This is a genomic window from Streptococcus mitis (assembly GCF_008763935.1).
Classification (GTDB): domain Bacteria; phylum Bacillota; class Bacilli; order Lactobacillales; family Streptococcaceae; genus Streptococcus; species Streptococcus mitis_DB.
This window is the reverse complement of sequence record NZ_VTQF01000001.1, coordinates 260,407-274,977: the sequence shown is the minus strand read 5'-3', so window position 1 is coordinate 274,977 and position 14,571 is coordinate 260,407. Positions and strand designations below refer to the sequence as shown.

Here is a 14,571-nt window from a genome sequence, read left to right as displayed (position 1 = left end):
TTCTTAAATAAATAGCATGTTAAGAATATACCGAATTATCAGAAAATTGTCAACACTTTTCTTGAACTTTTTCGATGATAACGTTTTCCTCTCGATAAAGATTGCCCACAAAGGGTGTTTCCAGCTCTTGGATATGACAAACTCTGACTTTTTTTATAAACTTTTCCTTGCTCAAGCGCCCGACCACTTGCTCCACTTCTTGAGTTGGAACATAAAGCTGCAAGTAACGATGCTTCTTGGAATGATAGGTAATATCTCCATAATCCTGCAGTTTTTTGGCATCCCGATTATAGTAAAGATAGATAATCAAGCCAGATCGATTGACTTTTTCAAACATGGTAAATCCTCTTTCTAAGAAATCTCTCCCTATTATACCAAAAAAAGCAAACCCCGTCGAGTTTGCCTTCTTTCATTATTAGTTCAATGAATTGTTGGCCATGATTTCATCAATAAAGCCATATTCAAGTGTTTCTTGGGCGCTCATCCAGTTATCGCGTTCTGCATCTGCGTGAACTTTTTCGATTGACTGACCTGAATTTTCAGCCAAGATTTTTTCCAAGGTGTTACGAGTTTTGAGCAAGTGTTCTGCAGCAATCGCCATATCGGTTTGTTGAGTACCACCACCTGTACCACCCATTGGTTGGTGAATCATGTATTCGGCATTTGGAAGCATGAAACGTTTGCCTTTTGCTCCACTAGATGCGATGACTGTACCCATAGATGCAGCCATTCCCATAACGATGGTTTGGACATCCGCTTTGATAAAGTTCATAGTATCAACGATTGCCAAACCAGCTGAAACGGAACCACCAGGTGTATTGACATAAAGGTAAATATCTTTTGTACTATCTTGGGCATCCAAGAAAAGCAATTGGGCAATAACAGAGTTAGCCATATTGTCTTCAACTGGACCTGTCAGCATAATGATGCGGTCTTTGAGAAGACGTGAGTAAATATCGTAAGAACGTTCTCCACGACTTGTTTGTTCAATAACTACAGGAATCATTTATTTCTCCTTTTGAGTTTTATTTTTGTTTGTCAAATGACTGAAGATAAGACTATTATAATATTTTGGTCAAAAAAGGTCAAATTTTTGCTCTGTTTTCATTAGACAGAAACAAAAATTCAACCTCCTTTCGTGACTGGGAATTCTTTTCCAAGTCAATCTTCTTTTCGATCTTATTTCGTACCGAACAAGCGATCTCCAGCATCTCCAAGACCTGGAACGATATAACCGTGTTCGTTCAAGCGGTCATCCAAGGCTGCTGTAAAGATTTCTACATCTGGATGAGCTTCTTGAAGGGCTTTTACACCTTCTGGAGCAGATACAAGGCAGACAAATTTGATATTTGATGCGCCACGTTTTTTAAGAGAATCAACAGCCAAGATTGCTGATCCACCTGTTGCCAACATTGGGTCTACTACAAAAATTTGACGTTGGTCAATATCTTCAGGTAATTTCACTAGGTACTCAACTGGTTGAAGTGTTTCTTCATCACGGTACATACCGATGTGACCAACTTTAGCAGCTGGAACCAAGCTCAAGAGACCATCAACCATCCCGATACCTGCGCGTAAGATTGGAACGATGGCCAATTTCTTACCTGCCAATTGTTTTTGAACAGTTTTTGTAATTGGTGTTTCGATTTCCACATCTTCTAGTGGAAGATCACGAAGTACTTCATACCCCATCAACATTGCAATCTCATCTACTAGCTCACGAAAAGCTTTTGTAGAAGTATCTGTACGACGCAAGATTGACAATTTGTGTTGAATCAGTGGATGATTAATAACTTCAATTTTTCCCATTTTTGGAATTCCTTCTTTCAATTTATTCTTCTTATTATACCAAAAAACGGTTTAAAAATCTTTCTAAACCATTTATTTTTGATAATTTTTACATTAAATCTGCCTCTTTAAGAGCTGCTTGTACTGTCTCAAGTGGTAAATGGGTTAATTCTGTTCCCTTTTCTTGATAAAGGTATTGGGCATAGTCATCCATTCGGTACTGGTTAATATAAACCACGCGCTTGCAACCGACCTGAAGCAATTGTTTTGTACAGTTGAGACAAGGAAAATGGGTTACATAGGCTGTAAAGCCTTTGGGAACACCACGTTCTGCACCTTGAAGGATAGCATTGACCTCAGCGTGAAGGGTGCGAACACAGTGGCCTTCAATGACCAGACATTCGTGGTCAATACAATGCTCAGTCCCTGACACCGAACCATTGTAACCAGTGGAAATTACCTTATTATCCTTAACCAAAATCGCACCCACTTTGGCACGTTTACAAGTGGAACGATTGGCAATTAGTAGAGCTTGGGCTGCAAAATATTCATCCCATGCTAGTCTTTTTTCAGTCATATCTCTTCTCCTTTTTCTCTATTTTTTAAAAAATGGTAACCGTAAATCCGCAATCTTTTCAGCAGGTACCTTCATGCCATCCTTGATCCATTTTAGAAGGACAGAGACGATGGCCGAACTCCAGAAGGAATGAAGATAAGAGCTGACACCTTTTGATTTTCCATGGTATTTTTCTAGAAATTCCTGCATGGCTTGGACAAAGATTTTTTCCAGATGGTAATCTAAGGCAAGTTGAATCACTCTAGCTTCCTTTCTTGCCTCACGGAAAAGGTGAACCCAGACCAGATAAAGGTCTGTCTTTAAATCATAATGGTGCAACTGTTCCATGATGTTGTGGACACTCCGTTTAAAGACGCTCTCTAAAATTTCCTCTTTGGAATCATAATTACGGTAAAAGGCCGCACGTGAAACGCCTGCCCGTTTGACCAATTCAGAAATACTAATCTTGGCCAAATCCTTTTTTTCCAAAAGTTGCAAGAGGGCTGTTTCAATCGCTTCTCTAGTTAATAAATTGGATTCTTGATTTGATTTTCTGAGATTTTCAAGAGACTTTTCAGAGATTCTACGTTCAGACATAACATTTTCTTTCTACTTGTCACAACAGACGGATGAGGCTTTTGTTTCAAGGGCTTTCATGATATAATTGTAAAAAAAGACAGAACCTTTGTCAATGTATAAATGGCAAAGATGGAGAATTTCTATGACTTGGAAGATTATTGCTGACTCTGGTTGTGATTATCGTCAGCTGGAAACACCAGCTATTGACACGACCTTTGTAAGTGTACCCTTAACCATTCAAGTAGCTGATCAGGTCTTTGTTGATGATGCCAGTCTTGACATTGACCAAATGATGGAAACCATGTATGCAACTGCAGAAGCTTCAAAATCAGCTTGTCCAAGCCCAGATGATTATTTGCGAGCATTTGAAGGAGCCAAAAACATTTTCCTAGTAACCATCACAGGTACTCTCTCTGGCAGCCACAATAGTGCTCAACTAGCAAAGAATATTTATCTGGAAGACCATCCTGACACTAAGATTCATGTGATTGATAGTTTGTCTGCTGGTGGAGAAGTTGACTTGCTCGTAGAAAAATTGAATGACTTGATTGACCAGGGCTTATCTTTTGAAGAAGTGGTTGAAGCTATCACAGCTTATCAAGAAAAAACCAAGTTGCTCTTTGTTCTAGCAAAGGTCGATAACTTGGTGAAGAACGGCCGTTTGAGCAAGCTTATCGGTACGGTCGTTGGTCTTCTCAACATCCGTATGGTCGGGGAAGCTAGTGAAACTGGAACCCTTGAATTGCTACAAAAAGCAAGAGGACCAAAGAAATCCGTTCAAGCTGCCTATGATGAACTGGTAAAAGCTGGATATGCTGGTGGCCGAATTATCATGGCCCAACGCAATAACGAAAAATGTTGCCAACAGCTCTCAGAGCGAATTCGCGAAACCTTCCCACAAGCTAACATCAAAATTCTCCCAACCTCTGGTCTCTGCAGTTTCTATGCAGAAGATGGCGGTTTGCTGATGGGATATGAAATTGATTAATTGCATTCTTGACAAGAGGTGACTTCATCTCTTGTTTTTTTGTGGTACAATAGAGCTATGAAACATTTTGATACTATTGTCATCGGTGGAGGACCTGCTGGCATGATGGCTACGATTTCCAGTAGCTTTTATGGTCAGAAAACCCTCCTCATCGAAAAAAATCGGAAACTTGGAAAAAAATTAGCTGGGACTGGTGGGGGACGTTGCAATGTCACTAACAACGGAACTCTAGACGACCTACTAGCTGGAATCCCTGGAAATGGGCGCTTTCTCTACAGTGTCTTCTCCCAATTTGATAACCATGATATCATTAACTTTTTTACGGAAAAAGGGGTTAAACTCAAGGTCGAGGACCACGGCCGTGTCTTTCCGGCCAGTGACAAGTCTCGTACCATTATCGAGGCCTTAGAAAAGAAAATCACTGAGCTAGGTGGTCAAGTTGCTACTCAAACAGAAATTGTTTCGGTTAAAAAGGTAGATGACCAGTTTGTCCTTAAATCAGCTGACCAAACCTTCACTTGTGATAAACTCATTGTCACAACTGGTGGGAAATCCTATCCTTCTACTGGTTCTACTGGTTTTGGTCACGAGATTGCTCGCCATTTTAAGCACACCATTACCGAGCTTGAAGCCGCTGAAAGTCCTTTATTGACGGATTTTCCTCACAAGGCCTTGCAGGGAATCTCACTGGATGATGTGACCTTAAGCTATGGTAAGCATGGCATCACTCATGATCTGCTCTTTACCCACTTTGGTTTATCTGGTCCTGCTGCTCTACGCATGTCCAGTTTTGTCAAAGGTGGCGAAATCCTTTCACTGGATGTCTTGCCTCAACTTTCTGAGGAGGACTTGACTGCATTTCTAGAAGAAAATCGGGAAAAATCTCTAAAAAATGCCTTAAAAACTTTGCTTCCAGAACGCTTGGCAGAATTTTTTGTGCAAGGCTATCCTGAAAAAGTCAAACAGTTGACTGAAAAAGAACGAGATCAACTTCTCCAGTCAATCAAAGGACTTAAAATTCCTGTTACTGGTAAAATGTCCTTAGCTAAATCCTTTGTTACCAAGGGTGGTGTCAGTCTCAAGGAAATCAATCCTAAAACTCTTGAAAGTAAGCTGGTCCATGGCCTCCACTTTGCTGGTGAGGTACTGGATATCAATGCTCATACGGGTGGCTTTAACATCACTTCTGCCCTCTGCACCGGCTGGGTGGCGGGATCAAACCCAATCTAAATATACATTACTAAACGGAACAATACGCCCAAAAAGAAAGGAACTACTTTGGAACATATTATCTTGCTAAGGGGAGTGACTCCTAATGGAAAAAATGCTATCCCTAAAATGTCTTATCTAGTAGATATCTTAACAGAAGCCGGTTTTCAACAAGTTCGAACCTATATTCAAAGTGGTAATATCATTCTTGAAAGTAACTTAGCCTTAGAAAAAATACGAGAACAGGTTCATACTCTAATAAAGAAAAAGATTGGAGCCGATCTCAAAATAATCATTAAGAATAAGGATATTTTTAAAAACATTATCCAAGAAAACCCTTTTAGAGAACACTATCTTTATGACCGTATACACGTGATTTTTTATCAAGAATCTATTCAAAGCCTCCCTTTAGACAAATTGAAAATTGATTACGGTGAAGAAGAAATTTGTATCGGTAACCACTGCCTTTACCTCTATCTCCCTAGAACTGCTAAACAAAAGAAACTCCATACCAACTATCTTGAAAAGCTTTTTAATGTAGATTTGACCATGCGAAAACTAAATGTGGTAGAAAAATTATTAAGCAAATAGTGCTTGAATTTAGTAAAAATCGGAAGAATGCTCCTCCGATTTTATTTTGTCTGAGTTTGGACATAATAGGCAATGACATCTGATGTGTATTGGGCTGTTCCAGGTCCAAATTTGTCAATGTTTTCTTTAAATTCTGGGTTGTAGACGTAGCCTTTACCGATATGACCGAATACCTCAATAGAGCAGTCAAATCCATAAGTACGAATAGCTTGCAAGAGTCTGGCTGCTTCTTCTTGGTTTTCAGACGCTGTTACAGGCAGTCCAGCTTGAAGATTTTGTGACAAGGCTCGAAAAACTTGGTTGAAGGCAGCCGTAGCTTCGTCTTCGTGACCTTTCTGGCGCTCGAGCGCTTGGTCCATGACTTCTTGTCCATATTTCTCTACCGCCTCTTGGTGGTATTTTTGATGGTCTTGGTAGTTAAATCCAGCAAATTTCTCTTGAATGCTCATTTCTCTTTCTCCTTTTTGTTCTTGAATGGTTTTTTGCAAGGTTGAAATCAAGGTATCCAGATGTTCCCTTTCTCGAGTCAAATAGTCCAACTGCCTAGTCAAATGAGGCAATAAATCTGTCCTTTCTTCCTTTAATAGCTCTGCTATCTTTTCTAAAGAAAAGCCTAGATATTTGTAATAAAGAATAACCTGAAGGCGTTCCAAATCCTCTTGACTGTAGATTCGATAACCGTTTTCTGACTTTAAAGGAACCAAGAGTCCTATCTTGTCGTAGTGGTGCAGGGTCTTGACAGAGACACCCGAAAGCTGCGCAGCTTCTTTTATATGGTACATAATTTCCTCCTTATACTCAATGAAAATCAAAGAGCAAACTAGGAAGCTAGCCGCGGGTTGCTCAAAGCACTGCTTTGAGGTTGTAGATAAGACTGACGAAGTCAGTCACATATATAATCCAAGGCGACGCTGACGTGGTTTGAATTTGATTTTCGAAGAGTATTACATTGATAGTATAACCCCTACCCTTAGGTCAGAGTCAAGCGTTTTTGCGAAATTTTTTTACTTTATCATAACATGAAAATGGTTTTCTTGACAGACCTTAGAAAACATGATAGGATAGTCAAGTCTATCAATCAAAAGAAAGGCTCATTTTGAGTACTTATGAGGCTATTTGCCAAGGGCAGTAGCTTTTTCTTTTGTAATACTAATTTTAGGAGTTTAACTATGTCTGAAAAATCGCAATGGGGTTCTAAACTAGGCTTCATCCTAGCATCTGCTGGTTCAGCCATCGGACTTGGTGCCGTTTGGAAATTCCCTTATATGACTGCTGCTAACGGTGGAGGAGGCTTTTTACTTGTCTTTCTCATTTCCACTATTTTAATCGGTTTCCCACTTTTGCTAGCTGAATTTGCACTCGGCCGAAGTGCTGGCGTTTCAGCAATCAAAACCTTTGGAAAACTTGGTAAGAATAGTAAATACAACTTTATCGGTTGGATTGGTGCCTTTGCCCTTTTTATCCTCTTATCTTTCTACAGTGTTATCGGGGGATGGATTCTGGTTTATCTGGGTATTGAGTTCGTGAAATTGTTCCAGCTTGCTGGGACGAGTGATTATGCTCAGTTATTTACTTCAATCATTTCAAATCCAGCCATTGCCCTTGGAGCTCAAGCAGCCTTTATCCTATTGAATATCTTCATTGTATCACGTGGGGTTCAAAAAGGGATTGAAAGAGCTTCGAAGGTTATGATGCCTCTGCTCTTTATCATCTTTGTCGTCATCATCGGTCGTTCTCTCAGTTTGCCAAATGCCATGGAAGGGGTTCTTTACTTCCTCAAACCAGACTTTTCAAAACTGACCAGCGCTGGTCTCCTATATGCTCTGGGACAATCTTTCTTTGCCCTCTCACTAGGGGTTACAGCCATGCTGACCTACGCGTCCTACTTGGACAAGAAAACCAATCTGGTCCAGTCAGGGATTTCCATCGTAGCCATGAACATCTCGGTATCCATCATGGCAGGACTAGCCATTTTCCCAGCCATGTCAGCCTTCAATATCCAGTCTGAAGGGGGACCAAGCCTGCTCTTTATCGTCTTGCCTCAACTCTTTGACAAGATGCCTTTTGGAACCATTTTCTACATCCTTTTCCTCTTGCTCTTCCTCTTTGCGACGGTCACTTCTTCTGTCGTGATGTTGGAAATTAATGTGGGCAATATCACCAATCAGGACAACAGTCAGCGTGCCAAGTGGAGCACCATTTTAGGAATCTTGACCTTTGTCTTTGGAATTCCTTCAGCCCTATCTTACGGTGTTATGGCAGATGTTCACATCTTTGGGAAGACCTTCTTTGACGCTATGGATTTCTTGGTTTCCAATCTCCTCATGCCATTTGGAGCCCTCTGCCTTTCTCTCTTTACAGGCTATATCTTCAAAAAGGCTCTTGCTATGGAGGAACTCCATCTTGATGAACGAGCATGGAAACAAGGACTTTTCCAAGTCTGGCTCTTCCTTCTTCGTTTTATAATTCCAATTATCATCATCGTGGTCTTCATCGCCCAATTTATGTAATCAAAAAGGACTTGAGTAATAAACTCAGGTCCTTTATTTGTTATGGATGACTAACAATCAATTCCAAGCCTTGTCCTTCTAGGGTCCAAGCTTCAACATCACTTGGTAGGATAAAGTGGCTACCTTTTTGGATTGGATAGTTTTTCCCGTCAACAGTTAGTTGACCTTGACCAGCCAAGACACTGAACAAGCTGTAGTCAGCTGTCTTTTCAAAGTCAACTTTCCCATTAATTTCCCACTTGTAAACTGCAAAGAAATCATTAGAGACAAGTAAAGTTGAACGCAAATCATCTGCTTTAACAGTTACAGGACGGCTATTAGCAGGCTCGCCAATATTCAAAACATCGATAGATTTTTCAAGGTGAAGTTCACGCAAGTTGCCATTATCATCCTTACGGTCAAAGTCATAGACACGGTAAGTGGTATCGCTAGACTGCTGGGTTTCAAGAATCAAGATGCCCGCACCGATAGCGTGCATAGTCCCACTTGGTACATAGAAGAAATCTCCGGCCTTAACAGGCACTTTTGTCAGCAAGTCCTCCCAGTTTTTATCCTCGATTTGCTGGCGGAGTTCTTCTTTTGACTTAGCATTGTGACCGTAGATAATCTCTGAACCTTCATCCGCTGCGATAATGTACCAGCATTCTGTTTTTCCAAGTTCGCCTTCATGCTCCAGTCCATAAGCATCATCTGGGTGAACTTGGACGCTGAGCCAGTCGTTGGCATCCAGAATCTTAGTCAAAAGCGGAAATACAGGTTCTGGACGATTGCCAAACAATTCACGGTGTTCTGCATACAAAGTAGCTAGGTCTGTTCCCTCGTAACGACCATTGGAAACTTTAGAGACTCCATTTGGATGAGCTGAGATGGCCCAGTATTCTCCGATTTTTTCACTTGGGATGTCGTAGCCAAACTCATCACGTAGCTTGGTTCCACCCCAGATTTTTTCTTGCATAACTGATTGTAAAAATAATGGTTCTGACATCTTATTCTCCTGTCTGATTTTTCTCCCCTCATTATAGCAAAAAAAGAGTTCCAGTTGAACTCTTTTTCACATCTTATAAAGTAGAGAGAAGATTTTATAAAAATAGTGAACAAATGTGCTCTACTCAATGCTTGCACCATTGCTGGCAATGACATCCTTGTACCAGTAGAAGGATTTCTTCTTGCTACGTTTGAGGCTTCCATGACCAGCATTATCTCGATCTACATAGATAAAGCCATAGCGCTTGTTCATTTCGCCTGTTCCAGCTGAAACCAGATCGATACAGCCCCAAGTCGTATAACCAAGCAAGTCAACGCCATCTTGGTAAATGGCATCTCGTATGGCCTTGATATGAGCCTCTAAGTAAGCAATCCGATAGTCATCTGCTACATGACCATTCTCATCCGGTGTATCCATAGCACCTAGACCGTTTTCCACGATGAACATTGGCTTTTGGTAACGATCCCAGATAGCATTGAGGGTGATACGAAGACCAAGTGGGTCAATCTGCCATCCCCATTCTGAGGATTCAAGATAAGGATTTTTGAGAGAGGCAAAGATATTTCCAGCAGTTAATTCTTTAACTTCTGGATCACCTGAGGCTACTAGACTTGCATAGTAAGAGAAGGAAACAAAGTCAACAGTATTGTCCTTCAACAACTCTAAATCTTCTGCAGTCATTTGAATCTCGATTCGCTCACGCTCCCACTGCTTCTTGGCGTAGTTTGGGTATTCCCCACGCGCTTGAACATCAATGAAGAAGTAACTCTTGCGGTCTTCCTCCATGGCTGCCCAGTAGTCTCTTGGATGGGCTGTGTTAGGATAGTATTGCCCTGCAGCCAACATACATCCCACCTTATTTTCTGGGTCAATTTCGTGGGCAATCTTTGTCGCAAGAGCTGAAGCTACCAACTCATAGTGTGCAGCCTGATATTTAACCAGTTCTTGATTTTCTCCTTCTTCAAAACAGAGCCCAGCTCCCATAAAGGGGGCATGGAGAATCATGTTGATTTCGTTGAAGGTAAGCCAATATTTGACCAAACCCTTATAGCGGGTAAAGAGTGTGCGACAAAGTTTTTCATAGAAGTCTAACATCCGACGATTGCGCCAACCACCGTACTCTGTAATCAAGTGCATAGGACAGTCGAAATGAGTGATAGTCACCAGAGGTTGGATACCATACTTGTGGCACTCCTTAAATAAATCCTCATAAAAGGCTAGACCAGCTTCATTTGGCACTGTTTCGTCGCCCTTAGGAAAAATCCGAGTCCAAGCAATGGATAGACGATAAGTCTTAAAGCCCATTTCCGCAAAAAGGGCAATATCTTCCTTGTAATGATGGTACATATCAATAGCTTGCTTGGCTGGGTAAAAATAGCCCTCCTCAAACGAAAACATCTTTTTCCGACCTGTGATAATGGCTTCACGATCTGGACCGATGGGGACGACATCCACATTCGCCAATCCACGACCTTCTAAATTATAAGCACCCTCACACTGGTTGGCAGCTGTCGCTCCGCCCCACAAGAAACCATCCGGAAAAGTCAGTTTTTCGGTCATAACTCTACTCACTTTCTTATTTGCTTGTTCATTTACTTATATTATAACTTATTCTGTAAACCTTTTCTTATAAAATACTGTGACATACTGATACTATTCTACTATTTAAGTTTATCAGATTGTTTTTTAAAAAATTATCCTCTAGAAAAAGTAAATAGCCTCCCCTGAAACAAAAAAGAAGACTGAAAACTAGTCTCCTCTGTTCCTTTTAAATCAAAGCTGTAATAACCGTCACTAGGCCAAAAATAATACCTGGTGCATTAGCTGCTGCAAGGGGGATATCTCTTTCTTTTTTGAAAAGACCGTAGTAAACCCAGAGACTACAGTTGATGGCAGCAACCAAGGGCTGGATGAAATTTCCTTTTTGACCAGCCAGATTGTTCATGATTTGTGGGAAGTAAGACACATACATCATAACAGACATAAAGGTCGCTACCCAACCTAAAATTTTCATTTGTTTTTCAGACATTTTCAAAACCTCTTTCATTTTTACTGAATCTTATTTTAAAATATTCTTTCAAAACAATCAAGTCTTTAAAACTTTTGTTATAAAGATATAAACTATCACAATCTTGTTATAAGAAAGAGGGAACAGAAAAAAGACCGAATTGCTCCGTTCTGTTTACTCAATCAAATATTAGAAAATGAATACTCCTTTTCAATGAATCGATTGATTGATGGTAAATAAGCCGTTAGAAATTATTGACAGTATCGAAATTTTCTAGTAAAATGAATTTTGTTAATACCTAAATGGTGTGTAGTTTTCTATCAACATAGTCAGGAGAAAAGGAACTTATGCTAAAAAAATTTAATGAATTGTCACTGAAAGATAAGGCTTATCTAATTGGCGGTTTGAGCTTATTAGTCATTGTGATCTCATTTGGTCTACTCAATCGTCAAACAGTAACTGTCAGTCTTGTCTTTACACAACTATCTGCTCCCTTGATTTTGGTGATTTTTACTTGTCTAGTAATCGGGATCATTGCTGGTAGTGCTATTGGTATTAGCTATCACCATAACAAGACTCAAGATCTGAGAAGCCGCATTGCTGAAGCAGAAGCGACTATCAATATAAAAGACAGGGAGCTTGTCCAGTACGAGGAACAGGTGCAACAATTAAAACAGGAAGCCAAACAATAAGTGTAGAAATCATAACCACCCGTGAAAACGGGTGGTTTTTTGTCTCGCACCTAACGGAGCGAGACGGACTGAAAGTCGCATAAATACAAAAAAGATCGAATTGCTCCGATCTTTTTAAGTTTCACTCCAAGAATGTTTAGATAAAAAATTTGATAATAGAATTACCTACTTCATACGATAAAAATCAATCACTAGACCAGCAGGCCCTTTAACTAATAAGGACTCTGTTCCCCAATCGGTTACAGTTGGTCCGTTTAAAACCTGGATACCAAGTTCTTTCAACCGTTGGTAATTCTGGTCTACATCCTCAACCTCGATATGAAGAATGATTCCTGACTGAAAATCTTCCAAAGGAATCAAATGATTTTGGGACAACATCAGACAGTGACTGCCAATCGTAAACTGAGCAAAACTGTCATCAACATAATCGGGCTTTTTATCCAAAATACGCTCCAAGTCAGCACAGACTTGGGGAACATCTGAAACGATAATATCTAATTGATTTAAATCCATTTACTATCCTCCAGAAAAAGACCGGATTGCTCCGATCTTTTTAAGTTTCTCTCTATGAAAATCAAAGAATAAACAAGGTTAAACCAAGTTTGATGGCAAATCTTTGCTCATCAAACTACGAAAAATCCTTTGGGACTTTTTCTAGGCTCCACACTAGATTCCATCATTGAAATTTATGGTTTCAATGATGGAATCGTCGGCAGTAATCTAATAAAGAAGTCTATAAATTTATCTTTGATTTTCGACGAGAGAAATTATTTAATTGCGCGTGATTGCAATCCTTCTTCTTCCAAGAAGAGGCGGAATGGTACGAGTTCTTCTGCTTCGTATTTTTCCTTGAAGTCTTTGATTGCTTCTTCTGAGTGAAGTTTTGGATCCAATTCAAGTACTTCTACTGGAAGTGGACGGTGTGGAGTGATGCGAGCATCGATCACAACAGTTTTACCTTCTTTGTTGAGTTTAACAGCTTCTGCAACAACTGCATCGATGTCTTCGATACGGTCAACTGTAAATCCTACAGCACCTTGAGCTTCAGCGATTTTCGCATAGTCAGCATTAGGGAAGTCACAACCAAACAAGTGTTTGTTTGTGTCTTCGTATTTGTCCTTGATGAAGGCATATTTACCATTTGAGAAGACAACGTTGATAACTGGAAGGTCGTATTGAACGTTTGTGATAACGTCTGGGTAGCACATGTTGAATGCACCGTCACCCATGATGTTCCATACTTGGCGATCTGGATTGTCTTTCTTAGCAGCGATACCACCAGGAAGGGCAATACCCATTGTCGCAAAGAGTGGAGATGTACGCCACATGTTCTTAGGTGTCATGTGAAGGTGACGAGTAGATGTTTGAGTAGTGTCACCTACGTCGATTGAGTAGATAGCGTCTTGATCAGCATGTTTGTTGATTGCATTGTAAACTTGATACAATTGCAATTCACCCTCAGTTTTACCTTCGATTTTGTTCATGTAATCACGCCAGTTTTGGTTGTTCTTAACGTTTGCACGCCACCATGGAGTAGATTCAACTGGGTTCACTTTGTCAAGGATAGCTTTAGCTGCTTGACCTGCATCACCAAGGATTGAAGCGTCTAGGGCATGACGTTTACCAAGTTTGTAAGGGTCGATATCCACTTGGATGAATTTTTCAGTGTTCTTGAATGCTTCGTAAACTTCAGCAAATGGGAAGTTTGAACCAAGGAAAAGAACTGTGTCTGCTTCAAAGACCACTTCGTTGGCTGGTTTCCAACCAACACGGTAAGCAGAACCTGTCAAACCTTCATAGTTCCATTCAAAGGCTTCAAAGTTTTTACCAGTTGTGATGATTGGTGCTTTGATTTTACGTGACAATTCAGTAATCACTTCACCAGCTTTAACACCACCATAACCAGCATAGATAACTGGACGTTCAGCATTGTTCAAGATTTCAACAGCTTTGTCGATTTCAACTTCGTTCAAAGCAGGAGCGATGAATGAACGCTCGTATGAACCTGATCCATAGTATGAATTTTCGTCGATTTCTTGGAAACCGAAGTTTACTGGGATTTCAACAACGGCTGGACCTTTTTTAGAAACTGCAGCACGGCAAGCTTCGTCGATTACTTTTGGTAATTGCTCAGCGTAAGCTACACGTTTGTTGTATACAGCGATACCGTTGTACATTGGGTTTTGGTTCAATTCTTGGAAAGCATCCATGTTCAATTCGTTTACTGGACGTGATCCAAGGATTGCTAGGAATGGAGTGTTATCCATAGCTGCATCGTAAACACCGTTAATCAAGTGAGTCGCACCTGGACCACCTGAACCAACTGCAACCCCGATTGAGCCGCCGAATTTAGCTTGCATAACCGCTGCAAGAGCACCTGTTTCTTCGTGGCGAACTTGCAAGAAGCGGATGTCTTTGTCTTCAGCCAAAGCATCCATCAATGAGCTGAGTGTTCCTGATGGGATACCGTAGATAGTGTCTACGCCCCATGTTTTCAATACATTAAGCATTGCTGCAGATGCAGTAATTTTCCCTTGAGTCATAATGATAACTCTCCTTCAAATATTTTTAAATCTACTAAAAAAGGTTTCATATAGTTTTTGAAAACGTTTCAGTAAATTTTTACAATACTAATTTATCACATTTATTTTGACTTTACTAAGAA

General features: G+C 40.3%; 16 protein-coding genes. 5 read left to right on the top strand and 11 right to left on the bottom strand.

What is annotated here, in order from left to right; translation table 11 throughout:
• Positions 1-49: 49 nt before the first annotated feature.
• The 5 genes from F9B91_RS01285 to F9B91_RS01260 all read right to left on the bottom strand — a co-directional run bounded on the left by F9B91_RS01285 (position 50) and on the right by F9B91_RS01260 (position 2,941).
• Positions 50-337: a YlbG family protein gene (locus F9B91_RS01285; RefSeq protein ID WP_150922317.1), complete on the bottom strand. Its 288-nt coding sequence runs from the start codon at positions 335-337 to the stop codon at positions 50-52.
• 78 nt (positions 338-415) lie between these two features.
• The gene (clpP, locus tag F9B91_RS01275; protein ID WP_000613475.1) at positions 416-1,006 is read right to left on the bottom strand and encodes an ATP-dependent Clp protease proteolytic subunit ClpP; all 591 of its coding nucleotides are present in this window, start codon (positions 1,004-1,006) and stop codon (positions 416-418) included.
• 173 nt (positions 1,007-1,179) lie between these two features.
• Positions 1,180-1,809 (bottom strand): uracil phosphoribosyltransferase, encoded by a 630-nt coding sequence (upp, locus tag F9B91_RS01270; protein WP_064276977.1) that lies wholly within the window; start codon positions 1,807-1,809, stop codon positions 1,180-1,182.
• 88 nt (positions 1,810-1,897) lie between these two features.
• Positions 1,898-2,365: a deoxycytidylate deaminase gene (locus F9B91_RS01265; protein WP_000136973.1), complete on the bottom strand. Its 468-nt coding sequence runs from the start codon at positions 2,363-2,365 to the stop codon at positions 1,898-1,900.
• 18 nt (positions 2,366-2,383) lie between these two features.
• On the bottom strand, positions 2,384-2,941 hold the full coding sequence (locus F9B91_RS01260; RefSeq protein ID WP_150922316.1) for a TetR/AcrR family transcriptional regulator: 558 nt from the start codon (positions 2,939-2,941) through the stop codon (positions 2,384-2,386).
• 124 nt (positions 2,942-3,065) lie between these two features.
• Between F9B91_RS01260 and F9B91_RS01255 the strand changes: the two genes are divergently transcribed.
• From F9B91_RS01255 to F9B91_RS01245, 3 genes are read left to right on the top strand one after another with little or no spacing between them, the layout of a single operon-like run.
• On the top strand, positions 3,066-3,911 hold the full coding sequence (locus tag F9B91_RS01255; RefSeq protein WP_150922315.1) for a DegV family protein: 846 nt from the start codon (positions 3,066-3,068) through the stop codon (positions 3,909-3,911).
• Positions 3,912-3,968: 57 nt separating this feature from the next.
• Entirely contained in the window at positions 3,969-5,141 is a 1,173-nt protein-coding gene (locus F9B91_RS01250) for an NAD(P)/FAD-dependent oxidoreductase (RefSeq protein WP_150922314.1), read from the top strand.
• A gap of 48 nt (positions 5,142-5,189) precedes the next feature.
• Positions 5,190-5,711, top strand: a complete 522-nt coding sequence (locus F9B91_RS01245) for a DUF1697 domain-containing protein (protein WP_049516554.1) — start codon at positions 5,190-5,192, stop codon at positions 5,709-5,711.
• Positions 5,712-5,752: 41 nt separating this feature from the next.
• Here F9B91_RS01245 and F9B91_RS01240 read toward each other — a convergent pair whose 3' ends face one another.
• Positions 5,753-6,493: a MerR family transcriptional regulator gene (locus tag F9B91_RS01240; protein WP_150922313.1), complete on the bottom strand. Its 741-nt coding sequence runs from the start codon at positions 6,491-6,493 to the stop codon at positions 5,753-5,755.
• A 387-nt stretch (positions 6,494-6,880) separates the two neighbouring features.
• Between F9B91_RS01240 and F9B91_RS01235 the strand changes: the two genes are divergently transcribed.
• Positions 6,881-8,221, top strand: coding sequence for a sodium-dependent transporter (locus tag F9B91_RS01235; protein ID WP_150922312.1), 1,341 nt, complete (start codon positions 6,881-6,883; stop codon positions 8,219-8,221).
• A gap of 40 nt (positions 8,222-8,261) precedes the next feature.
• Here the strand turns inward: F9B91_RS01235 and manA are convergent, their stop codons facing one another.
• From manA to F9B91_RS01220, 3 genes are all read right to left on the bottom strand, one after another.
• Positions 8,262-9,206 (bottom strand): mannose-6-phosphate isomerase, class I, encoded by a 945-nt coding sequence (gene manA, locus F9B91_RS01230; RefSeq protein WP_150922311.1) that lies wholly within the window; start codon positions 9,204-9,206, stop codon positions 8,262-8,264.
• Between the two features lie 120 nt (positions 9,207-9,326).
• Entirely contained in the window at positions 9,327-10,766 is a 1,440-nt protein-coding gene (locus F9B91_RS01225) for a 6-phospho-beta-glucosidase (protein ID WP_150922310.1), read from the bottom strand.
• 208 nt (positions 10,767-10,974) lie between these two features.
• Positions 10,975-11,235 (bottom strand): SemiSWEET family transporter, encoded by a 261-nt coding sequence (locus tag F9B91_RS01220; protein ID WP_001291472.1) that lies wholly within the window; start codon positions 11,233-11,235, stop codon positions 10,975-10,977.
• A gap of 326 nt (positions 11,236-11,561) precedes the next feature.
• Between F9B91_RS01220 and F9B91_RS01215 the strand changes: the two genes are divergently transcribed.
• Positions 11,562-11,906: a lipopolysaccharide assembly protein LapA domain-containing protein gene (locus F9B91_RS01215; RefSeq protein ID WP_000913393.1), complete on the top strand. Its 345-nt coding sequence runs from the start codon at positions 11,562-11,564 to the stop codon at positions 11,904-11,906.
• 165 nt (positions 11,907-12,071) lie between these two features.
• Here F9B91_RS01215 and F9B91_RS01210 read toward each other — a convergent pair whose 3' ends face one another.
• Positions 12,072-12,419: a VOC family protein gene (locus F9B91_RS01210; protein ID WP_150922309.1), complete on the bottom strand. Its 348-nt coding sequence runs from the start codon at positions 12,417-12,419 to the stop codon at positions 12,072-12,074.
• A 254-nt stretch (positions 12,420-12,673) separates the two neighbouring features.
• Entirely contained in the window at positions 12,674-14,449 is a 1,776-nt protein-coding gene (gene spxB, locus F9B91_RS01205; protein ID WP_000191804.1) for a pyruvate oxidase, read from the bottom strand.
• Between the last annotated feature and the right edge of the window lie 122 nt (positions 14,450-14,571).

Excerpts from the sequence above, each read along its gene's own strand:
- manA (WP_150922311.1), bottom strand. The coding sequence starts at position 9,206 with ATGTCAGAACCATTATTTTTACAATCAGTTATGCAAGAAAAAATCTGG.
- F9B91_RS01250 (WP_150922314.1), top strand. The coding sequence starts at position 3,969 with ATGAAACATTTTGATACTATTGTCATCGGTGGAGGACCTGCTGGCATG.
- F9B91_RS01265 (WP_000136973.1), bottom strand. The coding sequence starts at position 2,365 with ATGACTGAAAAAAGACTAGCATGGGATGAATATTTTGCAGCCCAAGCT.
- F9B91_RS01215 (WP_000913393.1), top strand. The coding sequence starts at position 11,562 with ATGCTAAAAAAATTTAATGAATTGTCACTGAAAGATAAGGCTTATCTA.
- F9B91_RS01225 (WP_150922310.1), bottom strand. The coding sequence starts at position 10,766 with ATGACCGAAAAACTGACTTTTCCGGATGGTTTCTTGTGGGGCGGAGCG.
- spxB (WP_000191804.1), bottom strand. The coding sequence starts at position 14,449 with ATGACTCAAGGGAAAATTACTGCATCTGCAGCAATGCTTAATGTATTG.
- F9B91_RS01285 (WP_150922317.1), bottom strand. The coding sequence starts at position 337 with ATGTTTGAAAAAGTCAATCGATCTGGCTTGATTATCTATCTTTACTAT.
- F9B91_RS01220 (WP_001291472.1), bottom strand. The coding sequence starts at position 11,235 with ATGTCTGAAAAACAAATGAAAATTTTAGGTTGGGTAGCGACCTTTATG.
- F9B91_RS01260 (WP_150922316.1), bottom strand. The coding sequence starts at position 2,941 with ATGTCTGAACGTAGAATCTCTGAAAAGTCTCTTGAAAATCTCAGAAAA.
- upp (WP_064276977.1), bottom strand. The coding sequence starts at position 1,809 with ATGGGAAAAATTGAAGTTATTAATCATCCACTGATTCAACACAAATTG.
- F9B91_RS01240 (WP_150922313.1), bottom strand. The coding sequence starts at position 6,493 with ATGTACCATATAAAAGAAGCTGCGCAGCTTTCGGGTGTCTCTGTCAAG.
- F9B91_RS01210 (WP_150922309.1), bottom strand. The coding sequence starts at position 12,419 with ATGGATTTAAATCAATTAGATATTATCGTTTCAGATGTTCCCCAAGTC.
- F9B91_RS01255 (WP_150922315.1), top strand. The coding sequence starts at position 3,066 with ATGACTTGGAAGATTATTGCTGACTCTGGTTGTGATTATCGTCAGCTG.
- clpP (WP_000613475.1), bottom strand. The coding sequence starts at position 1,006 with ATGATTCCTGTAGTTATTGAACAAACAAGTCGTGGAGAACGTTCTTAC.
- F9B91_RS01235 (WP_150922312.1), top strand. The coding sequence starts at position 6,881 with ATGTCTGAAAAATCGCAATGGGGTTCTAAACTAGGCTTCATCCTAGCA.